This is a genomic window from Bacillus sp. GC_Bacil_1, from assembly GCF_026540675.1.
GTDB classification, from domain to species: Bacteria; Bacillota; Bacilli; order Bacillales; family Bacillaceae_G; genus Bacillus_A; species Bacillus_A cereus.
Genome location: NZ_JALNUG010000001.1, coordinates 388464 through 406523 on the forward strand (window position 1 = coordinate 388464; position 18060 = coordinate 406523).

Sequence of the window (18060 nt, forward strand, 5' to 3'; positions counted from 1 at the left end):
ACTAATATTGAATAAATACAACAAAAAAGCTTTATTTTACATAATAAGAGGATGTGTATACGATGTCATTACAGACTAAATATATAGCGGGTATTTCGCTTGGGGTTATGGGTGTCGGCTTTGCGGCTTCTATCCCTTTTCAAGGAACGGTAGCTGGAGAGATTATACAAGGTGGATTTGAAGCTGGATTGGTTGGTGGACTTGCGGATTGGTTCGCGGTTACAGCTTTATTCCGTCATCCGATGGGAATACCAATTCCGCATACAGCTTTGTTACCTAAAAACCGTAAACGGGTAACGAAAGGACTCATTCATACGTTAGAAAATGAATGGCTGACGAAAGAAAGTATTACGAATAAAGTAAAAGAGATGCAGTTAGTACAAATGGTACTGCAAATTGCTGAGAGAGAAATGCAGTCTGATGCTGTGAAAAAGGGGATTGTAACGATTGCAGAGAAAGCAATTGTTACAATAGATACAGAAAAGTTAGCTGTTATTATTGAAAAAGAATTAAAAACATATTTGCATACAATTAATACAAGTAACATTTTACAAGTGCTTGTTGATCAATTAGTTGTGCAAGAATATGATGAAAAGACACTTGATTACATATTAGTGAAGGTAAAAGATTGGACAGCGCAAGATGAAGCTCGTTACCAGCTCGGTAGCTTAGGTATGAAGGCGATGGAAAATATAAAAGTAGATGGATTCTTGCAGTTTACTTTGAAATCATTTATGAATATTGTAGATGAAGATAAAATTGGCGGCATTTTGCAGAAGTTTATCATTAGTAATATTAACAGCTTACAAGAGGCTGATAATAGCACAAGACAACTTATATTAGCGAAGATTCGTCAAGAAATTATCAATGTAAAAGAAAATGAAGCCTTATTACAGGAATTAGAAAATTGGAAAGAAAAGTGGATTGCGAATTGGAATGCTACTGACAAAATAAAAGAGATGCTAGAGCAAGTACAACAAAGAGCAGTTGCTTTTGTAAATAATGAAGAATTTGCTGATAAATATGTTATTCCATTTTTACAAAAACAAATGAACAAAATAAAAGAAGATGAACAAACTGTTCAAAAAATAGAGGAGTGGTTACAAAAGCAAGTTGTTACACTTGTGGAAAAAAACCATTCGAAAATCGGTAAGCTTGTACAAGAAAATCTTGATAAGTTAGATGATAAAACGTTAATCGAAATGATTGAAAATAATGTCGGTAAAGATTTGCAGTGGATCCGAGTGAACGGGGCGGTTTGCGGATTTATGATTGGATTAGTGTTAGAAGGAATTAAAGCGATTATATGAGAAAAACCTTCCGCAATTGCGGAAGGTTTTTTATTTTTCGAGAACACTCATATTCAAATTATAAGCTTTCTCAATATTTAACTTGTACGTGCCATTTCCAGTTTTAATCGAATTTTTATACCAATGTTCTTGGTTGTTTAATTCTGGATGTTCTTCTGGAGAAGTATTTTCTTTTTTCGTTAAATCTTCTACTTGTTCCCAAGGTGTGCTTCCATGTGTTTCTTTTTGATTTGTTACTGCTGTTAAAGATACATCACTCTCTTTTGCAAGATGGACAGATACTCTTGAGCTTTCCTGTACAAACCAATTAGTTTGTAATTGACCTGGATAAAGAGATAGTTCGTTATTTGAAGCACGGATTTCCACATTTTTATTTTGCGGAAGAACAAGCGTTGGTTTCACCTGTGGTGCTGAATTAAATAACGTATGCTGAACAGGTAATGATTTTAAAGTGATATACATCGTTTCTCCAGCCGTTTGAACTGAAAGGAAATCATCTCGTTTTAAATTGAGTTTTTCATTTGCTTTCGTCGTCATTTCATAAGTTCCCAAAAGGTGAATTTGATTTGTATTATTTCCCTCTATAGTTAGAGGCTGATGACCTGCATCTACTACGATTTTTTTGATAGATTCAGGTATATCAAATTGTCCGTCTGGAATATTACTCGTTTGCCTCGTTGTGTTAATAGAGTGACGAACTTCTTCTAGTAATCCAGTTGATAATAAACAGTAAAAAGCAATTCCGACGCTTCCTAAAACACCGATAAAGAAAATACTAAAAATATCATATTTAATAAATGATTGTTCCTTCTTAGAAAATAGAAGGTATAGTAAAACTTCAGCTCCAAGTATGATAAGTAAAACTGGCCACCATGCAGTTAGTGTATCTAATACTTGAATTCCTTTTACGACTGAAAATAGTAAAAAGCATCCTAACGATATAATAGAAAGCCCCATTGAGAATGTTCCAACACGCCAAGTCCTCATTCGCTTGTCCCACCTTTGTTTTCTTTATTTCCAAGTAACAATTTAAAGCCGCCGCCAATTAAAAGGAGCGCAACGATAGATGTCTGGAAATAGCGATAATATAGTTCACTAAGATGAATATTAAATATAGTTACAAAATAATCATTCAAAATAGGAAGGACTGTTTGATTTAATAAATAATAACCACCGAGTGTAATTAATCCGATACCGATCCATCTTTGATGATTTATAAAATAATCGATAATGGGTTCGTCTTGTACTCGTTCTTTTCCGTATTTTGCTGTTTGCTGTAACGCATCAAAAAAGCTATAGAACCAAATGATTGGTACTAAAAATAAAAACGCAGAAAGTCTTAATAAGTCGAGTAAATAAATAGATAGTAAAAAGGCTGCCATAAGCTGAAGACCACGGCGTTGTAAACCTAAATACATATGACCTGCTCCAGGGAACATCGCTAAAATAGAAGCAAATGTTTTACTTTTCTTTCCTTGCTCTCGATGTTCTTCAAAATCTTCGAAAATAGTACGGTCATCTAGTTGCTCGCCACGTTCTTTTTTCTGGAGTTGCTGAACAACATCGAAGAAATTGTAAATCCATAAAACAGGTAATGTAATAAGGAAGATAAGAAAACTTTCTTGCGATGTTAAAAGTGCAACGAAAATAATCATACTTCCGATTCCTGTGCAAGCTACTAAAAATGTAAGTCCACGTTGCATAAGTCCTAATTGGAAATGGCCAAGTCCAGGGATGATGGATAGGAGAATGATATAAAATCGTTCGCTCTCTTTAGAGGAATTTATCAATTCTCCAGCTTCTTGTTTTTTCGTTTGTTTTATAATGGTGATAACTAAATCTAGTAAGTTAATTACCCATAGAACAGCTAGTAAAAATAGAGAAAGAAAAGCAATATCACGTCCTCTTACTACTATGGTACAAAATACTGCAAAGGAGAATAGAAATAAAGATCCTCCGCTATATAGAATAAACCGTCCTAGCTTTTTTAAGTATAAATGTCCAAGCCCAGGAATTAGCCCTAATACAAGTGCTAAAAAGGGGTTTTTATTCATGCTTTAAACCTCCGTCCTTTTTTGATGTATCTACCGATTTGTTTACAATTTGTTGTGAGATAGAAGACTCGTTATGTTTTGAAGATTTCTCGAAATTTGATGTCGCTGTAAAAATATATTGGAATAAACCACTTACCATAAAAATAATTGTAGCTGCAGTCGCAATTATGTAGTGAATAATTGTGCGTTTTAGTGAGTTTGTTTTTATATTTTCATTAGGTTGTAGCGTTTCAAAATTAATTTGCGTCATAACTTCGTTCGTAAATGAATCATCATTTATCATTGGAAGGTTTTCATGTTGTTCATCAATACTTTCCATATAAAGTGCTAAACAATGATCACATTCATAAAGGTGTTCTTCCATAGATTTACGTTCATTGTTTTCTATAAAATCTAATGTATAATTGCGCCAATCTTCTTTTGAATAATGCATCATAGAAACTCTTCCTCCTTCCAATGTTTTTTTATCCATTTTCTTGCCCGATACAGTTTCATTTCTACTGTTTTCACTTCGATGTTTTCTTGGAAAGCAATTTCTTGATAGCTTTTTTCCTCTAAGTAATGCGCGAGAACAACGTCACGGTAATTTTCCGGAAGTTCTCTCAGTTTTTGAGCAATAAGTAATTTTTGCTCTTTCGTCAATAGTAAAGCTTCAATGTTATGAGAGGATTTTATATTTTCCTCTGTTTCTTTACATAAGGAGAGTTCTTCGTGTTCTCTAGCTTTCTTTCTCTTATAATCAATAGCGTGATTGGTGGCAATACGTGCCATCCACGTTTTTAATCCGCGAAATTGATAATTTGGGAGAGAGGTATGAATTTTTACGAATACTTCTTGTGTAACATCTTTAGCATCTTCTTCATGTCTTAAAATAGAAAAGATAACTTGAAAAATATAATGACGATATGTTTGTACAAGGATACGAAAAGCATGCTCGCTTCCTTGCTGTGCTTTTTCAATTAATTGTTTTTCCTCAATCGGTCTCTCCCTCCTTTTTGACGCATTCTATTATATAGACGTAAAGAATGATAAGTCACCCTACACATTTTGTAAAAAAAGAATAATATATTTTTTGCAGGAGTGCTAGATGAAAAAAGGTGTGAAAAAATGGTAAAGAGAAGTATATAATGAGCAAGTAGGAAATGTTACGGGAAGAAAGGATGTGAATGTTAGTAGGGGAAGGGCCATACTAACAAACATGAAAATTAAAATATTAATAGCGGATGATAACTCTTTTATTAGAGAGGGCATGAAAATTATTTTAAATACATACGAAGAGTTTGAAGTAGTAGATACAGTAAATGATGGGAAGGAAGCAGTGGAGTATTGCAAAAAGAACGACGTTGATATCGCTCTATTAGATGTTCGCATGCCAAATATGAACGGGGTAGAGGCGACGAAATTCATTTGTGAAGAGACGAAAACAAAACCGCTTATTTTAACGACGTTTGATGATGATGAATATATTTTGGATGCAGTAAAAAACGGAGCTAAAGGTTATTTATTAAAAAATAACGATCCGGAGCGGATTCGTGATGCGATAAAAGGAGTATATAACGGTCAAACTGTTATGCAAGATGTTGTCCTCGATAAAATTAAGTCTAATTTAATGGAAAGTAAAGAGGAAGAATGTAAAATTGATAAGAGTCTTTTCACAGAAAGGGAGCTTAGTATTATCGCATTAATTGCAAAAGGCTTCTCAAATAAAGAAATTTCGAAACAGCTTTTTATATCTGAAGGAACAATTGCAAATTATATTACGTCAGTTTTAGGGAAAACTGGACTTGAACATCGCACACAAATCGCGATTTATTACTTAACAGGGAAAGTAGATTAATGATATGGAATTTTGGTTAACTGTAAGTAAATTAATTGTTTTTTTATATATTGTGTTTAGTTATATTTACGCAAATGTAGCAAATTTACCGTGGGTTATATTTACTTTACTTATTTACATCTCTGTAAACGTAATGATTTCTATATTTAAAAAAGATACGTATAAAAAAATATTAATTTGTATGTCAATTGGCGTAGTTATGTTATTTACATGGAGGGTTCATCCATTTTTTATTTTGTTTTTACCTTTGAATTTATACGAAATTACATTCTATTACATAGAAAAGAATTGGCCACGCTTTGTCATTATGATGCTCCCAATTACAATTGCAGATGAAAGTATTCGAATGACTTATGGATTAATTGTCGCATTTTCTTTTCTCGTTTTAACTATTGCAGATCGATATATATCGCGTGTAGTAAAGCTTGAATCGCAAAATGATAAGATGCGAAAAGATATGCAACGACTTACGAAAAGCTTACATGAAAATAAAGAGTACATAAGACAATCAGAATACACGTTTAAGTTAGAAGAAAGAAATCGGTTATCACAAGAAATTCATGATAAAATTGGCCACTCGATGACGGGTGCATTAATTCAAATGGAAGCAGCAAAGAGATTAATGGGGATAGATAAAGAAAAATCAGCGGAGTTATTACAAAATGCAATTCACATTTCAAAAGATGGAATTGAAAGTATTCGCATTACATTAAAAAATATGAAGCCACCAACTGAGCAAATTGGCATTCACCGTATGAAATTATTCATAGAGGAATTTGCCGGTAAGAATGATGTGAATATTCCTTTTGTATACAAAGGGAACTTAGATATGATTTCTCCCATTCAGTGGAAAATTATCGGTGAGAATGTTACAGAAGCACTAACAAATGCAATGAAATATGCTGATGCGACAGTCATTTCTATAGATATTCATGTACTTAACAAGATGGTAAAGGTACAAGTGAAGGATAACGGAAAAGGGGTAGCTCTTATTAAAAAAGGTCTCGGTATTATGGGGATGGAGGAGCGAACGGCGTCTGTAAACGGAAAAATTATTGTAGATGGGAAAAGTGGTTTTTCAGTAACGATGTTGTTGCCAATATAAAGAGAATGGTACGAGGATGAACCATCTCATATGAAAAAAGTGAATATTCTCATGTGAAAAGAATGAACTTCTGCACTGAGCAGGTTCATTCTTTTTGTTTATACTAAAAGCAGAGAAACCAAAATAGGGGTGAAAATGATGAATACATTAGAAATTAAAAATTTAACGAAAAAATTTGGTGATTTCATCGCAGTTGATAATATGTCTTTATCTATTAAAGAAGGAGAAATATTTGGCTTTTTAGGATCAAATGGTGCTGGTAAGAGTACAACGATAAATATGATTGCTGGTTTGTTAAGAAGTAATGAAGGTGAAATTAGCATACTAGGAAAAAATATAAAGAAACATAATCGATTTGCGAAAATGAATATCGGTATTGTTCCGCAAGATATTGCGATTTATGAAGAGTTAACTGCCTATGAAAATGTGAAATTCTTTGCTGGATTGTACGGATTACGAGGAGCTGAATTAAAAGCTAGGGTAGAGGAAGCTCTTCAATTTGTAGGACTTAGTGATAAACAGAAAAGCTATCCGAAGAACTTTTCTGGTGGGATGAAAAGAAGATTAAATATTGCTTGTGCAATTGCACATAGACCGAAGTTAATTATTATGGATGAACCGACAGTTGGAATTGATCCGCAGTCAAGGAACTATATTCTTCAGTCTGTCCGGAAGTTAAATGAAATGGGAAGCACTATTATTTACACGAGCCACTACATGGAAGAAGTAGAAGAGATTTGTACGAAAATCGCAATTGTCGACCACGGTAAAGTGATTGCAGAAGGTACGAAAGAACAGTTAAAAGCGATTATTACAGATACGAAAGATATTTGGATTGAAGTGAAGTCAGTAGAAAATTTAGATGTAGAAAAGTTAAAAGAGATAAACGGTGTGAAAGCTGTTCAGATTGAAGAGAACGTAATCAAGGTAAACTCGGATGCAGGATTAAATAATTTAAATCAAATTATTCAGCATTTCATTAATCATGACATTGAAATTCGTTCGTTAGAGGAGCAGGCTCCAAACTTAGAAACAGTATTTCTTACGTTAACCGGAAGAAACTTACGAGATAAATAAAAGGTAAATGAAGAAAAGGTAAAGGGAGGTTCATCAATTGAACATCTTCAATATTGCAATTATGCATATTAAAAGAGATTTCAGAGACGTAAGAACTTTAGTTTTTATGTTAGCATTTCCGATTGTGCTTATGCTTGTGTTAGGAACAGCGTTAACCAACGCATTTAATAGTGATAGTCATTCGATTAAAGATATACAAGTGCTATATAAAGATGAAGCGAGTAGCACGTTTTCTCAATCATTTGAAGCATTTACGAAAGAAGTGGATAAATCAGGTATTCATTTTAAAAAAGCTTCCGAAGGTATAGATGGGAAAGAAGAAGTGAAGAAAAATAAATATGCTGCTTATGTAGAGTTAAATAAAGATGGTGCAAAATTTTACGGAAGTGACAAAAGTAGTATTGAGGGGAGTATTGTGGAAGGAATGCTTACAACATTTGTTGATAAGTACAATGTAGCGGTCGAAGTTGCAAAAGTAGATCCTACTAAGGTGAGCACAGTTATTTCAAACGGAAATCATAATGATTATATAAAAGAAACATCCTTACAAGCTGCGAAAAAACCAGGTTCTATGGATTACTATGCGGTTGTAATGACAACGATGATTGCACTATATGCTGCGATGGGAGCGAGTTCTTTAATTCGAGGAGAACGAATACGTAAAACAGGAGATCGTCTCATTGCTGCACCTATAAGTAAAGCTGAAATATTCATTGGAAAAGTACTTGGTAGCCTAGTAGCAAATGCCCTGTGCATATTACTCGTCATGTTATTTAGTAAATTTGTTTTTCAAGCGAATTGGGGCGACCATCTTGGAATCATATTTCTTATTTTATTAACACAAGTCTTTCTAGCGATTAGCTTCGGTTTAGGAATCGGATATATTACGAAAACAGCTGAAGCGTCTAGGGCAATTATTATGGTTGTTGTGCAATTAGCTTCTATTTTTGGAGGTGCATATTTCGTAGTAGAAGAAAATTTCGTTACGAACTTATCGCCATTAACTTGGGCAAATACAGCTGTTATGAAAATTATTTATGCGAATGATGTAGGGGCAGCACTACCAGTCATTTCTTTAAACATTGGAATTTCAGCACTCTTTTTATTAATTGCAATTATTGCATTACGTAGACGGGAGGGGCTATAGTATGAAGGATATTTTATGGCTTATACAAAAAACGTTATCTGTGCTTTTGAAAAATAAAAAAAGTTTACTCATTATAATTAGCTTGCCGATAATAGGGACGCTCATTTCCTTCTCGATATACGGAAATGCAGGGCAAGGAACGTTAAATATCGGGATTGTAAATAAAGAAAATGAGCCGATAGCAAATGATACGATAAAGTTTTTAGAAGGATTAAATCATGTGAATGTGAGTAAGGTTAAGGAGTCTGAAGTAGAAGATAAACTCACTTCCAAAAAACTTGATGGAGTTATTACATTAGATTCTGGTTTTTCAAAAAGTGTTCGAGAAGGGAAACCAGAGCATATTGAAATTTCATCGATTAAAGGTGATCAAGTAACAGGATTTATAAAATCATATTTATATAATTATATTGATAATATAGCAGCTATTAGTAAAGTAGCAGGAACAGATCAAAGTACATTCGACAATATGTACGCAGGGTATCAAAAAAGTTCATTTAAAATGAAAACTGAGACGCTAGAAGATACTTCGAAAAATAAAGATATGACAAATCAAACGATGGGTTACCTTATTATGTTTATGCTGTTTTCAGCAGCGAACTTATCAGGTCATATTTTAAAAGAAAAAGAGAATAGAACGTACTTTAGACTATTATCAACGCCGATAGATGGGAAGAAGTTCATATTATCTAATGTCGGGGTAAATATGATAATACTAACAGTACAAATTTTGATTACAATCCTATTCCTAACGAATGTTTTTCATACGAATATCAATATGCCTTTTATAGTGATGATGGGCGTACTAATGCTATTTGCATTAATCGCAATTGGAATATCATTAGTTCTTGTAGCTTTTTCGAAAAACTCAGCATCGGCAAATGCGATGCAAAACATGGTCATTGTACCAACATGCTTACTTGCTGGATGTTATTTCCCATATGATATTATGCCAAGTGCAGTACAAAAAGTAGCTAATTTTCTTCCACAGCGCTGGTTGTTAGACACAGTATCGAAACTACAGCAAGGAATTCCATTCTCTGAGTTGTATTTAAACATTTTAATTTTATTCGCTTTCGCGATTGCATTCTTCTTAATTGCGATTTATAAGTTTGGAAGAAATAATGATGCGAGGAATTTTGTTTAATGTGAAAAGGATGTGACGTTAAGTCACATCCTTTTTTGTATGAAGCATGAAATCTAAACTTGAATGACAAAATAGAAAGGTGGAAAGAAAATGATCGGAAGGAAATCAAAATGATTAAAAAAATATTGCGAGTTACTTCTATTGCTATTGCTATTTTCGTTTTTATTTTAATATGGATGCATATCGATGTTACCTTAGGTAGGAAAATGGAAGCTGGGAAAAACATGCCGACAGAGTATGCGCCTCATTATAGTGACTTTCAATTATATGTAGAAGGGAAGCCTTTTTATAAACAATTATTTACTGATATAAGAGAAGCTAAAAGCTCCATCTACACTTATTTCTTCATTTTGTCGGATGATAAAAGTAGCCATACTTTTTTAAACTTATTAAAAGAGAAGGCAAAAGAAGGATTAAACGTCTATTTATCAGTTGATCGCATTAATGATTTATCATTTGAAAGAAAGGTGATAAATGAATTGCGGGAAAGTGGTGTACATTTTACATATAGTAGAAAACCTACATTACCATTCGGATTTTATTCACTTCACCATCGTAATCATCGCCGTATTACGACGATTGATGGAGAAATTGGCTATACAGGCGGATTTAATATAGGAGATGAGTACTTAGGGAAAGATAAGCGATTTGGATATTGGCGTGATTATCATGTGCGGCTTAAAGGAGAAGGAGCAAAAGATTTAGAACAGCAATTCGCTTTAGATTGGAAACGAGATACGAAAGAAGAGATAAAGAGGAGTACGAATAAAGCTAGTAAAGGGAATACATTACATACTATGACTAGTTACAATGGGCATTACGTTGCTGAAAAATATATAGAGCTCATAAAACAAGCTCAGCACTCCATTGTAATTGCAACACCGTATTTTATAGCGAAAAATAAAGAATCTATGAATGCTTTAATCGCGGCGCAAAAGCGTGGTGTTACAGTAAAAATACTTTGGTCATATAAACCGGATCTACCTCTTATAAAAGAAGCGGCGTATCCATACATACGTCAAGCTGTTAATAATGGGATTACTGTATATGGTTATAAAAAAGGAATGTTCCATGGTAAATTAATGCTTATTGATAATGAATTAACCGTTATTGGTACAACAAACTTTACTTCGCGTAGCTTCAATATAAATGATGAAATGAATTTTTATATTTATGGTGGTCCTATTGTAGGACAAGTTAATAAGGCGTTAACAGAGGATTTTCATGATTCGAAAGAAATGACGAAAGAGTTTTTTGAAAAGTTATCTTTTTGGGAGCGTTGTAAGGAGAAAGTGGCAGGATTGGTTGACTTCTATTTGTGATGATGAATTAGGAAAGGGTGCCTACAAAAGGCACCCTTTTTGGTGGGGAATTATTATTTTTCATGCACCAGCATCGTAACATCATCATTGATCAACGTCCCCACATGTTCGCCTAAACATATTTTCTTCATGACACCAGGCTCATCAAAGTTAAAGACGTGTGCTGGTAAATTGTAGTCCCGGGCAAGCAGTAATGCCGCTTGATCCATGACTTGTATATTTTGTCTAACGACATCATTATAGTTTAGTTTGCTGTACATTTTTGCTGATTTATTATGCTTTGGATCACTTGTAAAGACGCCATCGACCCCTTGTTTTGCGACTAATATGGCATCACTATTCATCTCGATGGCTCTTTGTACACTTGGATAATCTGTCGTCACGAACGGTTGGCCGTTACCGCCTCCAAAGATAACGATATAACCGTTATCTAAATGGTGGACTGCACGCAAGCGAATGTATGGTTCAGCTACTGCATTAAATGGAATGGAAGTCATAACGCGTACTTCTCTATTTGTTTTACTTGTTAAAACACCGCGAAGCATTAAGCTGTTAATGATTGTACCTAACGTACCGATATTATCAGCTTCTACGCGATCAATTCCCCACTCTTCAGCTAGATGTCCCCTAAAAATGTTACCGCCACCGATGACGATGGATACTTCGATACCTAAATCAACAATGGATAAAATTTCGTTTGCGATATGTTCTAATCGTTTGGAGTTAAAGCTATTTCCAGTTTGATCGGCAAGTGCACCGCCGCTTAATTTAATTAAGACACGTTTATATGGTCTCATAACAATTCCCCCTATATAGATCGCAATAAAAAAGGAACAAAGGCGAATGCCTTTGTTCCTTTTTAAGAAAATGAAAAAGAAAAGAAGAAGATAGGACGAATTGCTTTGTATAGTTTTTCATAACATCCACTCCTTTTCATTTTGATTTGTTTTAAGCATATATCTTTTTGATTATACGAAACAATCTGATTACTTATCAAGTTTATTTTATCGTTTTTTAACAAAATGGTGTCAATGAAAAAAAGAAGAAAAATATATGAATTTTTTGTGACGAACTTGTAGGTTTTTGTATGATTTTGTAGGTTCGCTTATAAGATGTGTGAGTAGCTTTTATAAATTCAAATTGAAAGCGTTCGCATGAAGGGGATGAACATAAATGAAAAAATTCGGATTGGCAACACAAATTTTTGTCGCGCTTGTTTTAGGGATTGTAGTAGGGGCAGTCTTTTATGGCAATAAAACGGCGATTTCTTATATCACACCAATTGGGGATATATTTATTCACTTAATTAAGATGATTGTAGTACCAATTGTTATTTCAGCATTAATTGTTGCGGTAGCTGGTGTAGGAGATATGAAAAAGCTTGGGAAACTGGGCGGTAAGACAATTCTTTATTTCGAAATTATTACGACGATTGCTATTTTAATGGGATTACTTGCAGCGAATATATTTCAACCAGGTACTGGTGTTGATATGAGTAATTTACAGCAAAGTGATATTTCTTCTTATAAACAAACAGCAGATGCAACGGAGAAGAAAGGTTTTGCTGAGACAATTGTTCACATTGTACCAAAAAACGTATTTGAATCGATTGCACAAGGTGACCTATTACCGATTATATTTTTCTCAGTATTATTCGGCTTAGGAGTTGCGGCAATTGGGGAAAAAGGAAAGCCTGTTTTTAACTTCTTTGAAGGCGTACTCGAAGCAATGTTTTGGGTTACAAATCAAGTTATGAAATTTGCACCATTTGGTGTATTCGCATTAATTGCCGTTACGGTTGCAAAATTTGGTGTAGCAACATTACTTCCGCTAGGAAAACTAGTGCTAGCTGTATACGTAACTGTTATACTATTCGTTGTGATTGTATTAGGTATTAATGCAAGAATGGTTGGCGTAAACATTTTTACATTAATAAAAATTTTAAAAGAAGAACTGATTCTTTCGTTTACGACAGCAAGTTCAGAAGCTGTTTTACCTAATATAATGAGAAAAATGGAAGAGTTCGGTTGTCCAAAGGCAGTTGCCTCTTTCGTAATTCCGACAGGTTATACATTTAACTTGACTGGATCGGCTATTTATCAAGCGTTAGCGGCATTGTTTGTTGCACAAATGTACGGTGTGCACATGTCACTGACAGAGCAAATAACGTTATTATTCGTTCTCATGTTAACATCCAAAGGTATGGCGGGAGTTCCAGGTGCATCGTTCGTTGTTGTATTAGCAACGTTAGGTTCAATGGGGCTACCACTAGAAGGTATCGCGTTAATTGCGGGAATTGACCGCATTTTAGATATGATTCGCTCATCTGTCAATGTATTAGGAAATGCATTAGCGGCCATTGTTATGTCGAAGTGGGAAGGCGAATTCGATAATGAGAAAGCAAAACAATATGTAGAAACAGTCAAAGAAACAAAAGCAGCATAAGAAATCGTTAAGGAGTGAATAATCATGGCAACATTAACTGAAGTTAAAAATGGTGTTCGAATTGAAAAAGATTTTTTAGGTGAAAAAGAAGTACCAAACTATGCATACTATGGCGTACAAACAATGCGTGCAGTTGAAAATTTCCCAATTACAGGATACAAAATCCATGAAGGTTTAATTAGAGCGTTCGCAATTGTAAAAAAAGCAGCAGCACTTGCGAATACAGATGTAGGAAGATTGGAATTGAACAAGGGTGGCGTGATCGCAGAAGCTGCTCAAGAAATTCTTGATGGAAAATGGCATGATCATTTCATCGTAGATCCAATTCAAGGCGGAGCAGGTACTTCAATGAACATGAATGCAAATGAAGTCATTGCCAATCGTGCTCTTGAATTATTAGGAATGGAAAAGGGAGACTATCACTATATTAGTCCAAATAGTCATGTAAACATGGCGCAATCAACAAATGATGCATTCCCAACGGCGATTCATATCGCAACGTTAAATGCATTAGAAGGCTTATTACAAACGATGGGTTATATGCATGATGTATTTGAATTAAAAGCAGAACAGTTCGATCATGTGATTAAAATGGGTCGTACACATTTACAAGATGCTGTGCCAATTCGTCTTGGACAAGAGTTTAAAGCATACTCTCGTGTACTTGAACGTGATATGAAACGAATTCAGCAATCACGTCAACACTTATATGAAGTGAACATGGGAGCAACTGCAGTTGGTACAGGCTTAAATGCAGATCCAGAATATATTGAAGCAGTTGTAAAACATTTAGCTGCAATCAGTGAATTACCGCTTGTTGGTGCAGAAGATTTAGTGGATGCGACACAAAATACGGATGCTTATACTGAAGTATCTGCAGCACTTAAAGTATGTATGATGAATATGTCTAAAATTGCGAATGACCTTCGCTTAATGGCATCAGGTCCACGTGTTGGTTTAGCAGAAATTATGTTACCAGCTCGTCAGCCAGGTTCATCTATTATGCCAGGGAAAGTAAACCCTGTTATGCCAGAAGTTATTAACCAAATTGCGTTCCAAGTAATTGGTAATGACCATACAATTTGCCTTGCTTCAGAAGCAGGACAATTAGAATTAAACGTTATGGAACCAGTACTTGTTTTCAACTTACTGCAATCAATTAGCATTATGAATAACGGTTTCCGTGCCTTTACAGATAATTGCTTAAAAGGAATTGAAGCGAATGAAGATCGCTTAAAAGAGTATGTTGAGAAAAGTGTAGGAATTATTACAGCCGTGAACCCTCATATCGGTTATGAAGCTGCAGCTCGCGTTGCGAAAGAAGCAATCGCGACAGGGCAATCCGTTCGAGAACTTTGTGTGAAAAATGGTGTACTGTCACAAGAAGACTTAGAGTTAATTCTAGATCCATTTGAAATGACACATCCAGGGATTGCAGGAGCAACTCTTTTAAAGAAAAATTAAAAGAAGAGGGGGGACAAGCCCCTCTTTTTTGTTTACAATATAGAAATGCTATATATGAATAGAGGTAGGGATGTTATGAGCAAGTTTACAGTAGCTTCTAATGGTGCATTAGAAACAACATTAAGAGGAGCAGAAGTATTATCAACACCACTTTTAAATAAAGGGGTAGCTTTCACACAAAATGAAAGAGAAGAGTTAGGTTTAAAAGGGTTATTACCGCCAGCGGTTTTAACGTTAGAAGAACAGGCACGCCGAGCATACGAACAATTTAGTTCTCAGCCGGATGATTTATTAAAGAATGTATACTTAACTGCGTTACATGATCGAAATGAAGTATTATTTTATCGTATATTAACAGATCATTTACGTGAAATGTTACCGATTGTATATACACCAACTGTCGGTGTAGCAATTCAAAGATATAGTCATGAATATCGTAAACCACGTGGTGTTTATTTATCGATTAACGATCCATCAGGTATTGAAGAAGCATTCACCAATATTGGTGCAACAGCTGAGAACATTGATTTAGTCGTTGTAACAGATGGAGAAGGCATATTAGGAATTGGTGACTGGGGAGTTGGTGGTATTAACATTGCAATCGGAAAGCTAGCTGTTTATACGGCCGCAGTTGGAATCGATCCTAGCCGCGTATTACCGGTAATTTTAGATGTAGGTACAAACCGTGAGGAACTATTAAACAATCCATTTTATATTGGAAATCGTCACCCTCGTATAACAGGTGAAGCTTACGATGAATTTATTGATACGTTTGTACAAGCGGTAAATAAACAATTCCCGAAAGCACTTTTACATTGGGAAGACTTTAGCTCTCGTAACGCACGAAAAATTTTAGATAAATACCGTCATGACGTTTGTACGTTTAATGATGATATTCAAGGTACAGGTGCAGTTTCACTTGCGGCAGTATTATCGGCAGTGAAAGCTTCTGGTGTACCGCTAAGTGAACACCGCGTTGTTGTATTTGGTGCTGGTACGGCTGGAATCGGTATCGCAGATCAAGTTAGAGATGCGATGGTCCGCGTAGGTGTATCTGAAGAAGAATCATATAAGCGTTTCTGGTGTATTGATCGTAACGGGTTAGTTACAGATAATATGGAAGATCTTCTTGATTTCCAAATTCCGTACGCAAGAAAAGAAGCAGAAGTAAGTGAGTGGAAAGAAAATGATGTGATCGGACTTGCTGAAGTTGTGAAACATGTAAAACCGACAATTTTAATTGGTACATCTACTGTTGCAGGTGCATTTAAAGAAGAGATTATTAAAGAAATGGCTTCTCACGTAGAAAGACCAATCATTTTACCAATGTCGAATCCGACGCCACTTGCTGAAGCAAAACCAGCAGATTTAATCGAGTGGACAGAAGGAAGAGCGTTAGTTGCAACAGGAAGTCCATTTGAACCAGTTACATATAACGGTGTAACGTATGTGATTGGACAATCAAATAATGCACTTATTTTCCCAGGGCTTGGTCTTGGAACAATTGTAGTACGAGCAAGCGTCATGACGGATGGAATGTTCGCAGCGGCTGCTGAAGCAGTTGCAAGTATGGTAGATACAAGTCAGCCAGGAGCACCTATTTTACCAGAGGTCGAAGAATTACGTAATATCTCAGAAATGGTTGCAATTGAAGTAGCGAAAGTTGCAGTTGCAGAAGGTGTTGCAAGAGTGAACTTAAGTGATAACGATATCAAGATGGCAGTGCAAGAAGTAATGTGGAAGCCAGAGTATCGCCAAATAAAAGCGGTAGAAAAGGTTAGAATATAGAAAAAAAGCCCGTTTATAACAATAAGCGGGCTTTCACTTTTACTACTGAAAAAAAGTATAGGAAGTGTCACCTTTGAATTGGAATCAATTATGGAAGAAAGATATGTCCCTTTTAATTATATTAATGGTCGTTGTTCCGATTGCTGGGGAGCTGAACTTTCATCCCTTTAATGATACATTTCGAGTTAGCTTCGGTACACCGCTATTCTTCTTTTTATTATTATTTTTAAGAAGAGCACCAGCAGGAGTTGCAGGTATTCTTGTTGGTATATCTGTAGTCTTATTCCGAGTATGTCTTGACTGGATCATGCAAGGTTCATTTCATATGACAGAATCATTTTATTTGCGTTATCCTGTGTTCTTCTATTATTTTATTTATGGCAGTTTTTTTTCGCTTTGTAGGGTAAATAAGTTCCATCAGAAACCAATCATTATTGGATGCCTTGGAATTTCAATTGAAATTGTTGCAAGTATGTCAGAACTTGCGTTTTATCACATGTTAGTACTAGGTACAACAATAACGATTTCTGAAGTGAATAAACTTATTATTATTGCTATTTTTCGTAGTTTCTTTGCACTTGGTTTTTTAAATATGATGAATTTATATGAAACGAAATTAAAAGAATCGCAAGTTCGAAAAGAAAATGAAAATATGTTAATGCATCTTTCTAATTTATATGTGGAATCTGTTCATTTGAAAAAGACGTTACAAAATGCGGAGTTAATTACACAAGAAGCATATCAACTATATCGAAATTTACAAGTAAGCGCTGATTCAAGTAGTAAAACAGCATTGAAAATAGCGGGGGAAGTGCATGAAATAAAAAAGGATAATCAAAGGATATTTGCAGGGTTATCTAAACTGTTATTAGATAAAAATGTGGCTGAATATGTAGAAGGACATGAGTTAGCAGAGATGATTGTTAGAATAAACGAGAAGTATGCTGAAATGCTAGAAAAGGATATACGTTTTTCTAAACATATAGAAGGTGAGCATGCTGCATACCACGTGTATACAGTGCTATCAATTTTTAATAACTTAGTTGCAAATGCAGTTGAAGCAATTGAAGATAAAGGTTTCGTTATTATTAAGCTATATAAAAGAAATCAGCATATATTTTTTGAAGTAATTGACGATGGGCCTGGTATTACACAAAAGTATAAGAAATTAGTATTTAAGCCAGGATTTACTTCCAAGTATGATCAAACGGGAACACCGTCAACTGGTATTGGGCTTTCTTACATAAATGAAATGGTAACAGAGCTAGGCGGAGAAGTGAAATTAGAAGACCGAGAAAATAAAAGAGGATGTAAGTTTATCGTTTGTTTACCGGAGGATAGTTTAAAGCGGGAAGGGGAATAGA

General features: G+C 34.9%; 16 protein-coding genes. 11 read left to right on the plus strand and 5 right to left on the minus strand.

The genetic code is table 11. The features are described from left to right. Positions 1–62 precede the first annotated feature (62 nt). Positions 63–1310: a DUF445 domain-containing protein gene (locus OXT04_RS02135; RefSeq protein ID WP_000058311.1), complete on the plus strand. Its 1248-nt coding sequence runs from the start codon at positions 63–65 to the stop codon at positions 1308–1310. Positions 1311–1340: 30 nt separating this feature from the next. Here the strand turns inward: OXT04_RS02135 and exsE are convergent, their stop codons facing one another. Genes exsE through OXT04_RS02155 form a run of 4 tightly spaced genes read right to left on the minus strand, consistent with a single transcriptional unit; the run spans position 1341 to position 4342 of the window. Continuing rightward, entirely contained in the window at positions 1341–2297 is a 957-nt protein-coding gene (gene exsE, locus OXT04_RS02140) for an exosporium protein ExsE (protein ID WP_001261430.1), read from the minus strand. Then, on the minus strand, positions 2294–3364 hold the full coding sequence (locus tag OXT04_RS02145; protein WP_001039125.1) for a hypothetical protein: 1071 nt from the start codon (positions 3362–3364) through the stop codon (positions 2294–2296). Before OXT04_RS02145 ends, exsE begins: the two co-directional genes overlap by 4 nt. After that, positions 3357–3800 (minus strand): hypothetical protein, encoded by a 444-nt coding sequence (locus OXT04_RS02150; protein ID WP_000972339.1) that lies wholly within the window; start codon positions 3798–3800, stop codon positions 3357–3359. The genes OXT04_RS02145 and OXT04_RS02150 overlap by 8 nt, the downstream gene beginning before the upstream one ends. After that, on the minus strand, positions 3797–4342 hold the full coding sequence (locus tag OXT04_RS02155) for an RNA polymerase sigma factor (protein WP_306236426.1): 546 nt from the start codon (positions 4340–4342) through the stop codon (positions 3797–3799). Before OXT04_RS02155 ends, OXT04_RS02150 begins: the two co-directional genes overlap by 4 nt. 220 nt (positions 4343–4562) lie before the next feature. On the opposite strand from OXT04_RS02155, the gene OXT04_RS02160 reads away from it, so the two are divergent. From OXT04_RS02160 to cls, 6 genes are all read left to right on the plus strand, one after another. Then, positions 4563–5201: a response regulator transcription factor gene (locus OXT04_RS02160; protein ID WP_000694106.1), complete on the plus strand. Its 639-nt coding sequence runs from the start codon at positions 4563–4565 to the stop codon at positions 5199–5201. A gap of 4 nt (positions 5202–5205) precedes the next feature. After that, positions 5206–6306, plus strand: coding sequence for a sensor histidine kinase (locus OXT04_RS02165; protein ID WP_097924304.1), 1101 nt, complete (start codon positions 5206–5208; stop codon positions 6304–6306). Positions 6307–6444: 138 nt separating this feature from the next. Further along, positions 6445–7383: an ABC transporter ATP-binding protein gene (locus OXT04_RS02170; RefSeq protein ID WP_001093820.1), complete on the plus strand. Its 939-nt coding sequence runs from the start codon at positions 6445–6447 to the stop codon at positions 7381–7383. Positions 7384–7420: 37 nt separating this feature from the next. Continuing rightward, positions 7421–8530 carry an ABC transporter permease gene (locus tag OXT04_RS02175; RefSeq protein WP_097924305.1) on the plus strand — a complete coding sequence of 370 codons (1110 nt, stop codon included), beginning with the start codon at positions 7421–7423 and terminating at the stop codon, positions 8528–8530. 1 nt (position 8531) lies between these two features. Next, complete coding sequence (locus OXT04_RS02180; protein ID WP_000651881.1) at positions 8532–9677, plus strand: ABC transporter permease; 1146 nt, start codon at positions 8532–8534, stop codon at positions 9675–9677. Between the two features lie 110 nt (positions 9678–9787). Then, the gene (gene cls, locus OXT04_RS02185) at positions 9788–10999 is read left to right on the plus strand and encodes a cardiolipin synthase (RefSeq protein ID WP_053564787.1); all 1212 of its coding nucleotides are present in this window, start codon (positions 9788–9790) and stop codon (positions 10997–10999) included. Positions 11000–11052: 53 nt separating this feature from the next. Here cls and pyrH read toward each other — a convergent pair whose 3' ends face one another. Then, positions 11053–11796, minus strand: a complete 744-nt coding sequence (gene pyrH, locus OXT04_RS02190) for a UMP kinase (RefSeq protein WP_001248059.1) — start codon at positions 11794–11796, stop codon at positions 11053–11055. Positions 11797–12172: 376 nt separating this feature from the next. Here pyrH and OXT04_RS02195 point away from each other — a divergent pair, with 376 nt between their 5' ends. The 4 genes from OXT04_RS02195 (at position 12173) to OXT04_RS02210 (ending at position 18059) form a co-directional block, all read left to right on the plus strand. Further along, positions 12173–13444: a cation:dicarboxylate symporter family transporter gene (locus OXT04_RS02195; protein ID WP_000713291.1), complete on the plus strand. Its 1272-nt coding sequence runs from the start codon at positions 12173–12175 to the stop codon at positions 13442–13444. 24 nt (positions 13445–13468) lie between these two features. Continuing rightward, entirely contained in the window at positions 13469–14908 is a 1440-nt protein-coding gene (aspA, locus tag OXT04_RS02200) for an aspartate ammonia-lyase (RefSeq protein WP_000224200.1), read from the plus strand. A gap of 75 nt (positions 14909–14983) precedes the next feature. Beyond that, positions 14984–16696 carry an oxaloacetate-decarboxylating malate dehydrogenase gene (gene malS / locus OXT04_RS02205; RefSeq protein WP_065228756.1) on the plus strand — a complete coding sequence of 571 codons (1713 nt, stop codon included), beginning with the start codon at positions 14984–14986 and terminating at the stop codon, positions 16694–16696. A gap of 64 nt (positions 16697–16760) precedes the next feature. Continuing rightward, positions 16761–18059 (plus strand): sensor histidine kinase, encoded by a 1299-nt coding sequence (locus tag OXT04_RS02210; RefSeq protein WP_080477855.1) that lies wholly within the window; start codon positions 16761–16763, stop codon positions 18057–18059. Position 18060: the final 1 nt, after the last annotated feature.